The 14,590-nt window shown below is 70.1% G+C and carries 15 protein-coding genes; 3 read left to right on the top strand and 12 right to left on the bottom strand.

Annotated elements, in window-relative coordinates:
- Positions 1-85: 85 nt before the first annotated feature.
- From FMP39_RS02745 to FMP39_RS02725, 5 genes are all read right to left on the bottom strand, one after another.
- Complete coding sequence (locus FMP39_RS02745; protein ID WP_141588463.1) at positions 86-454, bottom strand: response regulator; 369 nt, start codon at positions 452-454, stop codon at positions 86-88.
- Positions 451-639 (bottom strand): hypothetical protein, encoded by a 189-nt coding sequence (locus FMP39_RS38640; RefSeq protein WP_368667055.1) that lies wholly within the window; start codon positions 637-639, stop codon positions 451-453. Before FMP39_RS38640 ends, FMP39_RS02745 begins: the two co-directional genes overlap by 4 nt.
- A 328-nt stretch (positions 640-967) precedes the next feature.
- On the bottom strand, positions 968-1,579 hold the full coding sequence (locus FMP39_RS02735) for a DUF2378 family protein (RefSeq protein WP_194858201.1): 612 nt from the start codon (positions 1,577-1,579) through the stop codon (positions 968-970).
- Positions 1,580-1,791: 212 nt separating this feature from the next.
- Positions 1,792-2,952: an alanine--glyoxylate aminotransferase family protein gene (locus tag FMP39_RS02730; RefSeq protein ID WP_141588461.1), complete on the bottom strand. Its 1,161-nt coding sequence runs from the start codon at positions 2,950-2,952 to the stop codon at positions 1,792-1,794.
- Positions 2,953-3,152: 200 nt separating this feature from the next.
- Positions 3,153-4,448, bottom strand: coding sequence for a M20/M25/M40 family metallo-hydrolase (locus FMP39_RS02725; protein WP_141588460.1), 1,296 nt, complete (start codon positions 4,446-4,448; stop codon positions 3,153-3,155).
- 187 nt (positions 4,449-4,635) lie between these two features.
- On the opposite strand from FMP39_RS02725, the gene FMP39_RS02720 reads away from it, so the two are divergent.
- On the top strand, positions 4,636-4,788 hold the full coding sequence (locus tag FMP39_RS02720; protein WP_153904229.1) for a hypothetical protein: 153 nt from the start codon (positions 4,636-4,638) through the stop codon (positions 4,786-4,788).
- Between the two features lie 8 nt (positions 4,789-4,796).
- On the top strand, positions 4,797-5,738 hold the full coding sequence (locus FMP39_RS02715; RefSeq protein ID WP_228557597.1) for a RimK family alpha-L-glutamate ligase: 942 nt from the start codon (positions 4,797-4,799) through the stop codon (positions 5,736-5,738).
- Position 5,739: 1 nt separating this feature from the next.
- Here the strand turns inward: FMP39_RS02715 and FMP39_RS02710 are convergent, their stop codons facing one another.
- The 5 genes from FMP39_RS02710 to FMP39_RS02690 form a co-directional block, all read right to left on the bottom strand.
- A complete protein-coding gene (locus FMP39_RS02710; RefSeq protein WP_141588459.1) occupies positions 5,740-7,116 on the bottom strand; it encodes a hypothetical protein in 1,377 nt (458 codons plus the stop codon).
- 158 nt (positions 7,117-7,274) lie between these two features.
- Positions 7,275-8,483 (bottom strand): MlaD family protein, encoded by a 1,209-nt coding sequence (locus tag FMP39_RS02705; RefSeq protein WP_141588458.1) that lies wholly within the window; start codon positions 8,481-8,483, stop codon positions 7,275-7,277.
- On the bottom strand, positions 8,480-9,298 hold the full coding sequence (locus tag FMP39_RS02700) for an ABC transporter ATP-binding protein (protein WP_141588457.1): 819 nt from the start codon (positions 9,296-9,298) through the stop codon (positions 8,480-8,482). Before FMP39_RS02700 ends, FMP39_RS02705 begins: the two co-directional genes overlap by 4 nt.
- 6 nt (positions 9,299-9,304) lie before the next feature.
- Positions 9,305-10,108: an ABC transporter permease gene (locus FMP39_RS02695; RefSeq protein ID WP_141588456.1), complete on the bottom strand. Its 804-nt coding sequence runs from the start codon at positions 10,106-10,108 to the stop codon at positions 9,305-9,307.
- Positions 10,105-10,608 carry a hypothetical protein gene (locus tag FMP39_RS02690; protein WP_026113922.1) on the bottom strand — a complete coding sequence of 168 codons (504 nt, stop codon included), beginning with the start codon at positions 10,606-10,608 and terminating at the stop codon, positions 10,105-10,107. The genes FMP39_RS02695 and FMP39_RS02690 overlap by 4 nt, the downstream gene beginning before the upstream one ends.
- Before the next feature lie 316 nt (positions 10,609-10,924).
- Between FMP39_RS02690 and FMP39_RS02685 the strand changes: the two genes are divergently transcribed.
- Positions 10,925-11,314, top strand: coding sequence for a hypothetical protein (locus FMP39_RS02685; protein WP_141588455.1), 390 nt, complete (start codon positions 10,925-10,927; stop codon positions 11,312-11,314).
- 2 nt (positions 11,315-11,316) lie between these two features.
- Here the strand turns inward: FMP39_RS02685 and FMP39_RS02680 are convergent, their stop codons facing one another.
- Both FMP39_RS02680 and FMP39_RS02675 read right to left on the bottom strand, forming a co-directional pair.
- A complete protein-coding gene (locus FMP39_RS02680; protein WP_141588454.1) occupies positions 11,317-12,459 on the bottom strand; it encodes a DNA replication/repair protein RecF in 1,143 nt (380 codons plus the stop codon).
- A 40-nt stretch (positions 12,460-12,499) separates the two neighbouring features.
- Positions 12,500-14,569 (bottom strand): PAS domain-containing sensor histidine kinase, encoded by a 2,070-nt coding sequence (locus FMP39_RS02675; protein ID WP_141588453.1) that lies wholly within the window; start codon positions 14,567-14,569, stop codon positions 12,500-12,502.
- Between the last annotated feature and the right edge of the window lie 21 nt (positions 14,570-14,590).

The following is a 14,590-nucleotide window of genomic DNA, read 5'->3' as shown; positions in this document are numbered from 1 at the left end:
AGTGTTAAGCTGGCACTTACCAACCTGATTTCGAGGCGTCAACCGGGGGGAACGCGGAGCGTCAAACAGGACCCGCCTGCCTGCTTCACGCCGTCAGATGGCGGCTGACAGCGTCCAGCAGTGTGTCCACGTCCACGGGTTTGCGCAGGTGGCCGCAAGCGCCAATCTCATCCGCGACCTGGCGAGCATTCGCTGACGCGGAGAAGACGAGCACCGGGATGTCCCGCCAGGCGGACACCTGGCGCATGGCCCGCGCGAACCCGCCTCCGTCCATGACAGGCATCATCATGTCCAGCAGGACGAGCCCCGGCAGCTCCGTGGCCGCGCCCAGCACCTCCAGGGCCTGCTTGCCATTGCTGGCCCCCAGCACCGTGTAGCCCGCGTCACGAAGCACTTCCTCCAGGGCTTCGCGCAGGTCCGCGTCGTCATCCACCACCAGCAACGGCCGGCTCACTCACGCCTCTCCTTCTCCAACGGCAAATCCAGGGTGAAGCGCGCGCCACCCCCTTCGCGCGGCCCGGCCCAGGCCCGGCCCCCAAAGGAGCGCGAGCTTACCGCCCGTCCGAAGCGTTCGAAGACATGCTTCACCGGGCCCTCTGAAATTCCGTTCCCTCTGTCAGCCACCTGAACACGGCCCATGTGGCCCACGCGCGCGACAGCCACCTCCACCGGCTGCCCCGGCGCGAACGTGAGCGCGTTTGGGAGACCCGCGCCGCCACGGCCTGCTCCACCCTGAAGACGCGCAGCGTGAGGTCCACGTCGTCCGGGGCCGCAGGATGGGCCGCTCGCCGTCACTCGTGGACGGGACGCCTCCAGGGGAAACAGAACGTGGCCGCTTCGCCCGGCACTGCCTCCGCGGAGATGTCTCCCCATGGCGGTGGAGGATGCGTTGGACGGTCACCAGCCCGACACCCGTGCCAGGGAGTTCCACACCCCGGCCAGTACGCCGGGGCGCGCACCGCCACGCCTACTTCCAGGACAGCTCGTACTCGCTGTCGAGCAGCCCCACCTGGCGACCTTGGACCCGGACCTCACGCGCGCCCACCGCCTCCAGCACGCCGTGCAGCACGCCCTCGTGGTAGGCGGCGGGCATGAAGTCACGCCGCATGATGAAACGGGCGCTCGTCTCCCCCGTCCACAGCGGGTAGCGCTCGCCGTAGGTCACCGCGGCGAGGTAGGCCTCTCCCAGCGACTGCAACAGCAGCCGCGGCTTGCCACTGGCCGTTCGCATCAACTCCCGTCCGAAGACGGACGCCACGAAGTCCACCGTGGCCTGCGTTCCCATGCGCCGCAGCACGCCCTCGAAGCCGTCCAACTGCGGGGCCAACAGCCGCGCCGCCGTGGATGACATCCGGAGGAACCGGGTGATGGGGTACATATGGAGGAGGTTGATTTCCCAGATGCCGGCCACCCCCTTGCAACGGGCCACGGCGCCTTCGCCTCCCAGGAAACCCACGACGTCCAGCGTGCCCTGGAAGAACATCCCACGCGCCATGTCGTCGTCGGTGGCCGCCAGACGCCGCAGCTCCAGCTCCCAGGCCGCGCCACCACCCGCGCTCGATTCGTAACCCGCGTACATGGTCATCTCCCCGAGGGGCCCTTCCAAGGCGCCCGGGGAACACACCGCCACCTCACTTCGCGGATGCTTCCGGGCTCACAAGATTCCCCCCACTTCCGGGAAGCCAACAATCGCATATTTTTCCGATACTGTCGAATCAAACCCGGTTCGCCCCGCAGGCCGAGAGGAGCATCCGCCAGCCAACGAATGGAGGCGGATGTCCCAGGCCGGGCTCAGCCCGCGATGAGGGACGCCTGGGCGGCGGCCACGGCGGCGCCGGGCTCCGAGCGATGACCGGCGGCGATGAGCGCGCGCTCCAGGGCGCCCACCGTGGATAGGACGTCCGCGGGCCCCACCCGGTTCATGTGGCCCACGCGGAAGTAGCGCGTCTTGAGGTCCGGGTGGAGGCCGCCGGCGACGACGACACCCTGCCCCTTCACCCCGCTCACCAGCGCCGCGTCCACGCCGTCCGGGTAGTACACGGCGCTCAGCGTGTTGGCCGCCACGGCGTCGGAGGTGGGCAACAGGCGCAGGCCCATGGCCTTCCACGCCGCGCGGAAGGCCCGCGCCATCCGCTGGTGCCGGGCGAAGCGGGCGTCCATGCCCTCGGCCAGAATCTGCCCCAGGCTCACGTCCAGCGCGGCCACCAGGTTCACTGGCGGGGTGGCGAAGTAGGCCGGCTTGCCCGCTTCGTACGCCTCCATGATGGGCAGCCACTCCGCGAAGTCCGCGTAGACGCTGGCCACCGGCGTCTTGCGCTTGCGCCAGGCCTCCATGGCCCGCGGGCTCACGGTGAGCAGCGCCAGGCCGGGAGGAACCCCCACCGCCTTCTGGCTGGCCGTGAGGTACACGTCCGCCTCCCACGCATCCTGGCGGAAGATCTCCGCCGCGGTGGCGCACACACCATCCACCACCGACAGCACACCGTGCTTGCGCGCGGCCCGCACCAGCGCCTCCGCGGGTACGAGCACGCCCGTGGACGTGTCCACATGGGTGATGGACAGCACCTTGAAGCCACCCTTCGACAGGTGCGTCTCCACCGCGTCCAGGGAGGGCACGTCTCCCGGCGGGGCGCGCACGTGCGTCACCTGGGCGCCGTGGCGCTCGAGAATCTTCGCCATCCGGTCGCTGAAATAGCCGGTGTTCACCACCAGGGCCGCGTCCCCAGGCTCCACCAGGTTGGCCACCGCCAGCTCCATGGCCAGCGTGCCGGAGCCGGACACTACGAAGGGCTGCGCGGAGGGCGCCAGACTCACCTCCCGAAGCCGCTTCAGGGCCCGGCCGAAGACGGCGATGAAAGCGGGGTCCGTGTGGCTGAGGGTGGGAGCGCCCAGCGCCTGGAGCACCTCGGGCTCGAACTCCACCGGCCCTGGAATCATCAGCAAGTCTCTCACGGCGTCACCACTCCTCTCGCGCAGCCGCCGCGAGCGGAGGTGCCCGCGGCCCGGGCCGACTGTGGCGGTCCCCCGCCGCGCTGTCCACGCACATGTGCTCCGGGCGAGTGTCCGGTGCTCGCTGTTCGGAAATGTCGGGACATTCGCCGCGCCAAAACCCCCGACATTTCCGAACAGCACGCCACCGGACGCGCCCCGCCTCAGAGGCGGACGAGCAGCTCGCGGAGAATCGCGAAGCCCTGCCGGAAGTCCTCCAGCCGGGCCTGCTCATTGGGGGCGTGGTAGTACTGCATGTCCCCGAAGCCCGTAATCTGCACGTCGCAGCCCTGTCGTTGCAGGTCCCTCACGAGCGGCAGCGAGCCAGTGAGCGAGAAGGGCGTGGCCGACACACCGCGCACCACCTGCATGGCCTCCTTCAGGGCGCGCAGGCCCTCCGAGTCCAGCCGGCAGGCGATGCCCTCGGTCCCCTCCCCCTGGAAGCGGAACGCCAGCTCACCGCGCTTGCCGCCCGCGGTGCGCGTGCGCGGGAAGTGCGCGGGGGCGTCGTCGCGCTCCAGCCGGGCATCGAGCTCCGCCATGAAGTCCGTCACGGCCTTCTGCACCTCCGCCAGGTCGTAGAAGGGCGTGAGGCGGATGTCGCCGCGCAGGACGACGTCGGCGGGCACCTTTGTCTCCTTGGTGTTGGGCGCCTCCACCACGGTGGCCTTGAGACTGGAGGACGACAGGAAGCCCCAGCGCTTCTCGTCCTCCGTGGGCGGGAAGCGCTCGTGGAAGAAGCGCGCCAGCTCCAACGACGCGGCCATGCCCAGCTCCAGCGCGTTGACGCAGTTCTGCGGCATGCCGGAGTGGCCGCCCACGCCCGTCACCTTCAGCTCCCACAGCGACACGCCCGCCGTGCCCAGCGTGGGGCCGAAGTTGGCGCTGTCCAGCCAGTACACCGGCTGGCCGTCGAGCGGCTTGAGCATGCCCTGCTCAGCCACGTAGTTGAGGCCCAGGCCCGGCAGCTCCGAGGACTCCTCGTTGGAGATGAGCACCACCTTCAGCGTGCGGCTGGGGCGCACCTTGCGCTCGGCCAGTTGGGCCAGCAGGTCGGTGAGCACGGCGACGTGCCCCAGGCAGTCGGTGACGCCGCGCCCGTAGAGCACGCCGCCGGGGCCCTCCCACAGCTCGAAGGGGCTGCGCTCCCAGCCCTCCGCCTTCTGGTCCGCGGGGACCACGTCGAAGTGCGCGCCGACGAAGCCGATGGCGCCCTCTCCCTCGCCCGGCACGGTGAGCACCAGACAGGGGCGCGACGCCTGGCCCGGGCCCGCCACGGACTCCGCCTGGATGAAGCCGCTCTCGATGTGCGGCGCCAGGGTGTCCAGCACCACCTGCGCGGCGAGCCGCTCCTCGGGCACCAGCCCCGCGCCAGGGTTGTTCTGCAACTTCGGAGTCAGGGCGATGAGCCGCCGGAGCACGTCGAGGAAGCGGTCCTCACGCAGGGCAAGAGCTTTCATGAAACGGATTGGAGCCCAGGCGCGCGGTGGAAGTCACCGGAAACGAACAGCCGACGCTGCCGATACGGGGGGCACTGGCGGGTCCATCGTGGAGCGGTGGACGAATCGGCGCATGTAGCCCGGGTGACGCGGCGCTCCATGGCCAGCACTGGTGCGGCGCGGGGCCCGTCCGCATCTTGGAGGCACCATGCCAAAGACTTCTCCGCCGAAACCGCCGCGCGCGCTGTTCATCCGGGACTGGGTGCCCGCATCCCCCGAACCACAGCCCGAGAAGGAAGCGCAGGTGACCACGATGCAGGTGGGCGAAGAGACCGGCGACGGCGGTGAGCTCCACCGCTGAGGACGCCCGTGACACGGACAGGCACGGTGGTGCTGCTGGGTGCGCGAGACGACGCCCACGTCCTGGAGGTGGCGCGCCGGCTTCGCGCCGAGGACGTGGACACGGTGACAGTGGACACGCGGGCCTTCCCCGAGGAGACGCGGCTGTCGCTCACGGAGTCGCTAGACGGCATCATCGTGGACGGACGCGAGGTGGGACGACCAGCCGCCGTGTACCTGCGCGGTCTGCATGCGCACCCGCTGGCCTTCGGCGTGGATGCACAGGAGGCCATGGACGCGGACTGGCGCACCACGCTCACCGCGTTCCGCGAGAAGAGCGCGCTGCTCCTGGGATTGCTGAGCCGTTGGGAGCGGCTGGGCGTGCCGCTCTACAACCCGCCCTCTTCAGACTGGATCATGCACAAGCCCGCGCAGCTCGCCGCGCTCCAGGCCGCGGGACTTCCCGTGCCCCGGACGCTGTGGACGAATGACGCGGAGGCGGTGCGCCGCTTCGCGAGGGAAGGACGCGTGGTCTACAAGCCCGTCGTAGGCGGCGCGGCGACGCGGGAGCTGCGTGAAGCAGACCTCACGGACGAACGCCTCGCGGCGCTCTCCGCCGCGCCCGTCACCTTCCAGGAGCTGCTGCCGGGTGAGAACCTGCGCGTGTACGTGTTGGACGGCGCCGTCATCGCGAGCCTGCGCATCGTCTCTTCGTCGCTCGACTTCCGGCAGCACGAGGAGCGCATCGAGCAGGTGACGCTGCCTCCCGAGGTGGCTCACGGCTGCGTGAAGGCGTGCGAGGTGCTGGGCCTGCGCTGGACGGGGATGGACTTGAAGCGCGACGCGGACGGCGCGCCGCGCATCCTGGAGCTGAACGGCTCGGCGATGTTCCTGGGCTTCGACGCGCGCGGCGGCACGGACGTGGCGGGGCACCTGACGCGCGCGCTGGCGCGGCACGCACGCGGCGGATAGCTCAGCGCCGCCCGAGGAACTGCGGGTCGGACCAGTCCCAGAGCCGCTCCGGGTGTTCATCCACGTCGAGCGGCAAGCTGTTCCACCGGTACACCGCGCGCGAGCTGGCGCCGTGGACATGGAGGACCAGGCTCAGCACGGCCAGCACCGCGAAGGTGGCCGTCAGGCCGCGCCGGGCCTCGGGGCCTTTCCACTGGAGCGCGCGCACCACGGGGACGAGGAAGAAGACGAGGTAGGGCACCATGTCCGTGAAGAAGCGCGGGCCATACGAGTGCCCTGCCCACCAGTGCGGGAAGGTGGAGATGGCGGCCCAGTGCAGCGCGACCACCGCGACCAGCACGGCATGCAGCCGGGTGAAGGTCCGGGCGCGCAGGTCCATCCACAAGCCCCAGGCACTCATGAGGAGCACAGGGGTGAACACGAGCAGCCCGCGCGCGGGGGACACGAGGTTGCCGGCCAGGGCCTCGGCCACGCGAGAGGCGGACAGCTCCAGGCGCTGCGGTTCGTAATAAGGCGCCAGCACGGAGCCGTAGTGAATGAGGTTCACCGTCACCCACGGGATGGCCACCGCGAGCGCGCCCGCGAAGAACTTCCAGGCCTGCCGCGGATAGGTCCACAGCACGTAGAGCGACAGCACCAGCACGGAGAGGCTGTTGGTGGGCCGCATGACATAGGCGAGCGCCAGGGGAATGCCCGCCCAGGCCACGTGACGCGGAGCCTCGCGCGCGCGGACGAGGCCGAGGAGCACCAGGGTGAGGCACAGCAGCGAAGGGCCGTGCTGCCACAGGGCGCGGCTGGCGGTGGAGAGCAGCGGCGTGCAGAAGACGAAGACCGCGGCGAGCAGCAGCGCGCGCCGGCGGGACAGGTGCAGCGCGGTGCCCAGCATGAACATGACGACGCCAGCGAGCGCGGTCAGCGCGGAGGCGAAGAGGCGCTGCGGGCCGTTCCACGCATCCAGGTCCACGCCGCCGGTGGCGTCGTAGATGTGGCGCCAGTGCGCCAGGGGCTTCGCCAGGGCCGGGTGCAGCTTGCCCACGGGCGTGGCGAGGCGCACGAAGCCATCCACCAGCACCACCATGGGCACGGCTACCAGGGAAGGGCCCAGGGGGAAGTAGTTGTAGAGGTGGCCGTCACGCTCGTAGAGGCCGTGACGGTACGACTCAAAGGTCGGGGCGTATTCGTCCAGGTCGAGGTTCCCTTCACGCAACAGAGACAGCGTGGTGGGGAGCGTCAGCTTGGAGTCGAAGGGCGTGTAGACGGGGAACGCCGCCAGCGCCGCGAAGAAGCCCACGAAGAGCAGCACCCGCCCCGCCCAGATGCGAGAGGTGGGGCGCGCGGGCGCGGAAGCCACAGGAGTGGAGACGGCGGATGAGCTCATCGCGACGGGGCCTCCTCGCGCGCTCCGGCAGCGACGCGTTGGAGGGCCGCCGTCTTAGTGGCTCCGAAGCACGAAAGCCAGGATGGCGCGAGACACGCATCAGCGCATCCATTTCGACTCAGCGACATCGCGTTCTGCGAGCTTTCCGTCCGCCCAGGCTAGGGCTGGGCCGCAGGCTCCCCAGGCACCGAGGGAGCCGTCTCCGCCGGAGCCGCGGCGGGCGCTTCGGAGCGTGGCTCCACGCCCTTCACCTTGCCCACCTGCTCCAAGTCCTGCCGGTTGTTCAGGGAGAAGCGCACCAGCGCGCGGAGGATGCGGTTGCGCTTCACGTTGCCAATCACCTCGCGCAGGTCCTCGTACACCGTCGGGTCGCTGATGAGCCCACCCACGGTGCCATCTCCCTTCGCCACGGTCGCCGTAATCTTCTTCAGGTCCGCCGCCGCGCTGCCCAGGTCCGCGAACATGCCGCTCGCGTCGCCGTACACCAACTGGTGCACCGCCCCGTTGGGACTCTTCTTCGCATCCTCGATGAGCCCCGCCAGCTGGCCGGCCGCCGCCCCCAGCTCCGTCAGCGCCCTGGCACCGTCCTGGCCGTAGACGAGCGCGTGGGCCGTGCCATCTCCCGTGCGCACCTCGCGCAGAATCCCTTCCAGCTCGCCCACCGCGCCATCCACCCGCGCCGCCGCGCTGGACGCGTTGGCGAGCAGCCCCCGCACCTCGCGCCCGGCCTGCTTGTCGTAGATGAGCGCGTGCAGCACGCCCTCGCCCTTCTCCACCTCTTCCAGCAGCGCCCGCAGCGCCGCCACGCCGCGCGTCACGTCGTTGGCCATCTCCGGGTTGGCGTACGTCTCCACCGCCGCCCGCAGCGACTTGCTGATGGCTACCGAGTTCTCCATCACCTGCGACGCCCCGCTGAGCAGCGAGGACAAGTCACCGCCCGTGGACGACTTGAGCACCCCACCCGGCTCCACCGGCGGTGACGTGGGGCTGCCCAGGGAGATGTCCACCGCCTTGTCGCCCAGCACGCCCATGCTGGACAACTGCGCCACCGAGTCCTGACGCACGCGGTCCGTGTAGCGCGATGACACATGGAACTGGACCTCCAGCCGCGGGTCCTTCGGGTCGGGCGAGAAGACGATGCCCGTCACCCGCCCCACGTTGAGACCGCCGAGCCAGACGGGCGACTCATCACTGAGGCCCTGCACGTTGGCGAAGTAGGCGCGATACATCGTCTTGCGCTCGAACAGGCGCGACTGCTGGCCGATGACCATCACCACCACGCTGGCGACCGCCAGTCCGACGGCGACGAACAGCCCTGTGCGCAGCGCCAGGCGGCGCTCGGTTCCAGCGGGAGAGAACAGGCTCATGGCGCGCCTCCCGGGAACAGTTCCACGCGGCGCGCGTCGAGGAAGGCACGCACCTCCGGGACGGTGGAGTGGAGCATCTCCCGCGGATTGCCCACCTGCACGATTCTCCGATTGGCCAGCATGGCGATGCGGTCTCCCACGGTGAACGCGCTCACCATGTCGTGGGTCACGACGATGGAAGTGCAACCGAGCCGAGTCTTCATCGAGTTGATCAACACGTTGATGGACTGCGTGGTGACGGGGTCCAGGCCCGTGGTGGGCTCATCCCAGAGGATGACCTCCGGCTCCGTGGCGATGGCCCGCGCCAACCCCACGCGCTTGCGCATGCCGCCCGACAAGTCGGAGGGCATCAGCCGCTCCGTGTTGGGCAGGTCCACCAGCGCCAGCTTCTCCGCCACGCGGGCACGGACCTCGTCCGCCGGCATGTCCGGGAAGTGCTCGCGCAACGGGTACGCCACGTTCTCCCCGACGTTCAGCGAGTCGAAGAGCGCCGCGCCCTGGAACACCATGGCCACGTGCCGGCGCACCGGCATGAACTGCTCCTCCGTGAAGCGCGTCAGGTCGTGCCCCTGGAAGAGGATGCGTCCGGTGTCTGGCGACAGCAGTCCGATGAGACACTTGAGCAGCACGCTCTTGCCTGTGCCCGAGCCGCCCATCACCACCAGCGTCTCACCGGCGCGCACGTCCAGGTCCATGTCGTCATAGACGCGCTTGGCGCCGAACGCCTTCGTCAGGTGCTCGAAATAGATGAGCTGCTCACCCGGCCGGGGCGGCTGGAACGCGAACTCGGAAGTGGTCTGGGACGAGGAGCGCATGGCGCGTCACAGGCTCAGCGTGAGCTGGGTGATGAAGAAGTCCGCCAGGCACACGGAGACGGACGTGGTCGCCACCGTCTGGGTGGTGGCGCGGCCCACGCCCTCCGTGCCGCCCTCCACGGTGAGCCCGCGGAAGCAGCCCACCAGGCCGATGATGAGTCCGAACACCGCGCCCTTGAACACGCCCGAGGCGAAGTCCGGCATCAGCACCGCGTCCAGCGCGCCCTGGAAGAAGAGGTTGAGCGTAATCGCGTACTGGAAGTTCACCACCAGCGCGCCCGCCACCAGGCCCACGACGTCCGCGAACACGGTGAGCACCGGCAGCACAATCAGGCACGCCAGCACGCGGGGCACCACCAGCTTGCGCAGCGGGTCGGCGCCCAGCGCGCGAATGGCGTCCACCTGCTCCGTCACCGTCATGGCGCCCAGCTCCGCGGCGATGCCGCTGCCGATGCGCGCGCCCACGGTGAGCGCGGTGAGCACCGGCGCCAGCTCGCGGAACAGCGTGAGGATGACCACGCGGCCCACGGTGTACTGCACGCCGAAGCGCGACAGGAAGTAGCCGAACTGCAACGAGATGACGAGCCCCGCGAACATCGCGGTGAGCAGGGCGATGGGCAGCGAGCGCACGCCCAGCGACTCCGTGTGGTACACGAGCCCGCGCCAGTCATAGGGCGGACGCACCGCGCGGCTGAACACCTGCCCCGTCATTCGCGACAGGGCGCCCAGTGACTCCAGGCGCTCCTTCGCCCGGTCCATGAGGCTCGGGGGCCCGGACGCCGCGTCCACCTCGGGCTGCCGGGTCGTCATCCCTTGCGCTCCGATTCGAAGCCGGCGAGCAGCGCGTCGAAGTCCGCCATGCGCCCGTCCGCGAGCCCCGGCGGCGACACATAGGTGAAGTCGAACACGCAGTTGTCCTTCTTCAGCACCACCAGCTCCAGTTGCACGGGCACGCCGTCCATCTTCGCCAGGTGGCGGCTGCGCAGGGCCTCGCGCCCATCCATGGGGATGCGCTGTTCAGCGATTTCCTGTCGGTCCGTGAAGCCCGCCAACAAGTGCCGGGTGAGCACCTGGAGCGACGGGTCATCATGTCCCTGGCACGTGGCGTTGACGGAGAGCGCGCGACCGGTGCCCTCCTCGGCGAAGGCGAGGTCATTGTCCTCCAGCCGCACCTGCTCCCAATACGCGGGGAGCTTGCCAATGCGGTAGCGCACGGCGGGCTTGGTGAGGACGGAATCCTCGAACGTCGTCCTGTGGCAGCCCGCCAGGGGCATGACCACCAGCAGGCACAGCAACGTCATCCGCGGCATGGCACCGTTCTTCGTGGCTCTCTTCCGGCCCTGCGACCAAGTCATGCGTCACAAGTCGCGCACCTGCAAGGAATTCCATGTCGTGCGGTAGGGGCCAAACGTCCACTGTCACACCTCTGAATCCATCCTGGCACGTCACATTCCCGCCACCCGAGGTGCGCCGGCCGTCCGCCGTGGCACCAACCAGTCTGTGCGAGCGCCCATCCGCGGGCAGTCCCCGGCCACGCCGCGCGGCCCCAACTTTGTCCCGACGCACGCAAGCCGTCCGGCTCGGACAGCAGTGCCCCACGCTCGACACACGGACAAGGAGGACTCCATGGACGGCGGACTCGCGATATTCGGCCTCGGCCTCTTCCTGCTGGGAATCGCCAACCTGTACACACGACACAGCTACTGGCTGGCTGTCTCCGTGCTGCTCCTGTCGGTGGTGTCCATGGGGTTGGCCTTCAGCGAGTCCAAGCGGCTGCGCGATGTGTCGCTGGGCGTGGGCGTCGTGCTGCTGCTGCTCACCGTCATCGCGCTCGCCGTGGGCACGTCGTGGTGGCTGCCACTGGCCACCTTCCTCTTCGCCGTGGCGTATGGCGTGCTCTGGGCGGAGTACCGCTTCCCCTTCTTCAAGCACGTGGCGCCGGGCGACGAGCCGCACCACGCGGAGCGGCGCTTCCACGTCCACTGGCCCTGGCACCGTCGGCGCGTGACGCCGTGACTTCAGCTGGCGGGAGGCGGCTCGGCGTCCGCGCGCACCGCCACCTGCCCGCCGTGCACGTCGAGCCAGAGCGTGTCGTCCGCCGCCGCGCCCCGCACCAGCGAGCCGTCCGTGGTGGTGAGCACCACCTGCGCGCCGCTCTGGGCCAGGTAGCCCATGAGGTAGGCGTTGCGCTCGGGGTCCAGCTCGCTCGACACGTCGTCCAGCAGCAGCAGCGGCAGGAAGCCCATCGCGGCCTCCAGGTTCTCGATTTCGGCGATCTTCCAGCCGAGCACCAGCGCCCGCTGCTGTCCCTGGCTCGCGTAGGCCCGCGCGCTGCGGCCTCCCAGCGTCACCGAGACGTCGTCCGAGTGCGGCCCCACCGAGGTGAAGCCCCGCTCCATGTCCCGCCGCAGGCGCGCGGAGAGGCTCTCCCGCAGCATGGCCGCCAGCGCCGTTTCGTCCGCGGCGGCGAAGTCGCCCTCCAGATGCGCGGGGCGGTAGTTGTACACGGCCGGGTCCACCGTGCGGCCAATGGAGGCGAAGGTCGCCTGCGCCCTGGGCGCCAGCTCCGCCATCAGCGCGCGCCGCCGCGAATAGATGCGCGCGCCCGCCTTCGCCAGCGTCTCGTCGTAGGCCTCCAGATACACCGCGTCCACGGTGTGCCCTTCGCGCAGCAGGCGGTTGCGGTTCTTCAAGGCCCGCGCGTACTCGCGGCTCTCGCGCAGGAAGGCGGGGAAGCGGTTGAACACCGCCCGGTCCAGGAAGCCGCGCCGTGAGTCCGGGCCGCCCTTCACCACCTCCAGGTCATCCGGCGTGAAGGCCACCACGGACACGCCGCCGAAGTAGTCCTCCAGGCTGGAGGCCTTCTTCCCATCCACGAAGGCCTGCCGCGTGCCGCCGCCCACCTCCACGGCGATTTCACGCTCGGCGCCCTTGAGCAGGAAGCGCCCCGTCACCCGCGCGCCCTGCGAGCCCCAGCGCACCAGCTCCGACAGGCGCCCCGCGCGCAGCGGCTTGAGCGTGGCCAGGAAGTAGAGGGCCTCCAGCAGGTTCGTCTTGCCCTGCCCGTTCTGCCCCACCGCGATGGTGGCGTGGGCACTGGGCGTGAGCTGGACCTGGGGGAGGTTCCGGAAGTCGTGGACGTGAAGCGCGAGGAGGCGCACGGCCCCCTCCGTATAACCTCTCCGCTCCCCGTCGGGGGACCTATCTCGCGGGCTGGAGCGGCAGCTCCACCACGAAGGTGGCGCCCTCGCCGGGCTGGCTGTCCACCTGGATGGTGCCACCCAGGGCCTCCACCAGCGTGCGCGTCACGTAGAGCCCCAGGCCCATGCCGCCGTAGTTCCGCTCGGACACGGCGCGCTCGAACTTCTGGAAGATGCGCGCGTGGGCTTCCGAGTCGATGCCGATGCCCCGGTCCCTCACCCACAGCCGGGCGCCCATGCCCCCTGGCGCCACGTCGATGTGCACGGGTGCGCCCGCACCGTACTTGAGCGCGTTGGACAGCAGGTTGGAGACCACCTGCTCCAGCCGCAGCCGGTCCCACACCCCTTCGAGCCCTTCCGCCCGCGTGACATGCAGCTCGCAGCCGGCGCGCGCGGCCTCCAGCTCGAAACGCGCGGCTACCTCACGCACGAGCGAGGGCAGGTCCACCGGCTCGAACTGGAGCTTCAGCCGGCCGGTGCTGATGCGCGACACGTCGAGCAGCCCGTCCACGAGCTCGGCCAGACGCGTCACCTGCCGGCGCATGGCCTCCACCTCGCGCCCGTGACGCTGGGCCAACGCGGACTCCGGGTCCGCGTGGATGGCGCGCACGAAGGACTGAAGTCGCAGCCCCAGTGACGTCAGCGGCGTCTTCAGCTCGTGGCTGGCCACGGACAGGAACTCGTCACGGGCACGCACGGCCTCCTGGAGGTGCTGCTCCACCGTCTTCAGGCGGGTGATGTCCAGGAAGGGAATCACCACCACGGACGGGTGGCCATGCATGGCGGGCAGCGTCTCCGACGAGATGCTGAGGGCGTACTGGCCCGCGGGCGTGTGCCAGTGGACCTCCAGCCCGTCCAGCCGCTCGCCCCGGGCCGCGCGGTTGGAGGGGAGGTCATCCACGCTCAGCCGGCGGCCCTCCAGGTCCGTGACGTGGAAGTGCTCGCCATACGCGGTGGCGGGCACGTCCTTGGGAATGTGCAGGCCGTAGAGCCGGTCCGCCGCGGCGTTGGAGAAGTTGAGGTCGCCGCTGGCCGGGTCCGCCATCACCACCGGCATGGGCATCAGGTCGAGCACGGCCTCCAGCCACTTCTGCTGGCTCTCCACGGCCTGGCGCGCGAACACCTGCTCGGTGACGTCGAAGGCCAGCGTCACCAGACCGTCCACGAGGCCGCGCTCGTCGCGCAGGGGCTCGAAGATGATGTTCCAGAACCGGGTCTCGACGCGGCCGGCGCCCTCGTAGTCGATGGTGACGGGGTACTCCCGCGCGATGGCGCGCTCGCCCGTCTCCAGCACGCCCCGGTGGAGGCTCAGCAGCTCCGGGGACAAATCCGGAATGGCCTCCTCCTGGGTGCGCCCGTTCAGCTCGCGTCCGCCCATGAGCTTCTGGAGCAGCGGGTTGGCGAACTCGTAGCGCAGCTCGTAGCCGCGCAGCACGCTGATGGCCACCGGCGCCTGCGTGAAGACCTGGAGCAGGTTGCGCCGCTCCACCTGCGCCGCCTCACGGGCCGCCAGCTCCGCCGTCATGTCCTTGTAGGCCACGGCGAGGTGCGTGACGCCGCCGCTGGAGGAGACCAGGGGGAAGCCGGTGCAGGAGATGGCGATGCGCCGCGCCTCGGCGGGCGCGCGGACGTGCGCCAACTCCTTCACGTCGTACCAGAACACCGGCGTCTGGACGCGCTCGCCCGACACGACCCGCTGGAGCAACTTCGCATAGCCCAGCTGCGCGAGCAGCTCGTCCTTGAAGAGGCTGTACTCGGGTGGCGGCGCCGCGCCGAACATCGCCAGGAAGGCGGGGTTGGTGAGCAGGCAGTGGCCATCCGAGGTGAAGACGGCGTAGGGCACCGGCGAATGGGTGAACAGCCCCTCGAGCAGCGCGAGCGAATCCGGCACCTCGGCGAGCTGTTCGCGCAAGGTGCGGGGCTCCGTCACCACGGGCCTGCTGCGCGTGTCCTGACTCCAGTGCTGGCCCGTTCGCGTCGCCACGGGGCCAGGGCCTAGCAGAGCCACCCCGGGCTGCCCAGCCCACCGTTGACCAGCCGCCTGCCCACCGAGGCCCCCTGGCACGCACATGGTGCTGGTGCACCGGCGAGC

This window comes from Myxococcus sp. AB056, from assembly GCF_006547365.1.
Lineage (GTDB): Bacteria > Myxococcota > Myxococcia > Myxococcales > Myxococcaceae > Myxococcus > Myxococcus virescens.
This window is presented reverse-complemented; position numbering and strand designations above follow the sequence as displayed.

What these genes read in the sequence shown, in the direction of transcription:
- FMP39_RS38640 (WP_368667055.1), bottom strand. Translation starts at nt 639, where the DNA reads ATGGGCCGTGTTCAGGTGGCTGACAGAGGGAACGGAATTTCAGAGGGC.
- FMP39_RS02735 (WP_194858201.1), bottom strand. Translation starts at nt 1,579, where the DNA reads ATGTACGCGGGTTACGAATCGAGCGCGGGTGGTGGCGCGGCCTGGGAG.
- FMP39_RS02725 (WP_141588460.1), bottom strand. Translation starts at nt 4,448, where the DNA reads ATGAAAGCTCTTGCCCTGCGTGAGGACCGCTTCCTCGACGTGCTCCGG.
- FMP39_RS02720 (WP_153904229.1), top strand. Translation starts at nt 4,636, where the DNA reads ATGCCAAAGACTTCTCCGCCGAAACCGCCGCGCGCGCTGTTCATCCGG.
- FMP39_RS02710 (WP_141588459.1), bottom strand. Translation starts at nt 7,116, where the DNA reads ATGAGCTCATCCGCCGTCTCCACTCCTGTGGCTTCCGCGCCCGCGCGC.
- FMP39_RS02705 (WP_141588458.1), bottom strand. Translation starts at nt 8,483, where the DNA reads ATGAGCCTGTTCTCTCCCGCTGGAACCGAGCGCCGCCTGGCGCTGCGC.
- FMP39_RS02700 (WP_141588457.1), bottom strand. Translation starts at nt 9,298, where the DNA reads ATGCGCTCCTCGTCCCAGACCACTTCCGAGTTCGCGTTCCAGCCGCCC.
- FMP39_RS02695 (WP_141588456.1), bottom strand. Translation starts at nt 10,108, where the DNA reads ATGACGACCCGGCAGCCCGAGGTGGACGCGGCGTCCGGGCCCCCGAGC.
- FMP39_RS02690 (WP_026113922.1), bottom strand. Translation starts at nt 10,608, where the DNA reads ATGCCGCGGATGACGTTGCTGTGCCTGCTGGTGGTCATGCCCCTGGCG.
- FMP39_RS02685 (WP_141588455.1), top strand. Translation starts at nt 10,925, where the DNA reads ATGGACGGCGGACTCGCGATATTCGGCCTCGGCCTCTTCCTGCTGGGA.
- FMP39_RS02675 (WP_141588453.1), bottom strand. Translation starts at nt 14,569, where the DNA reads ATGTGCGTGCCAGGGGGCCTCGGTGGGCAGGCGGCTGGTCAACGGTGG.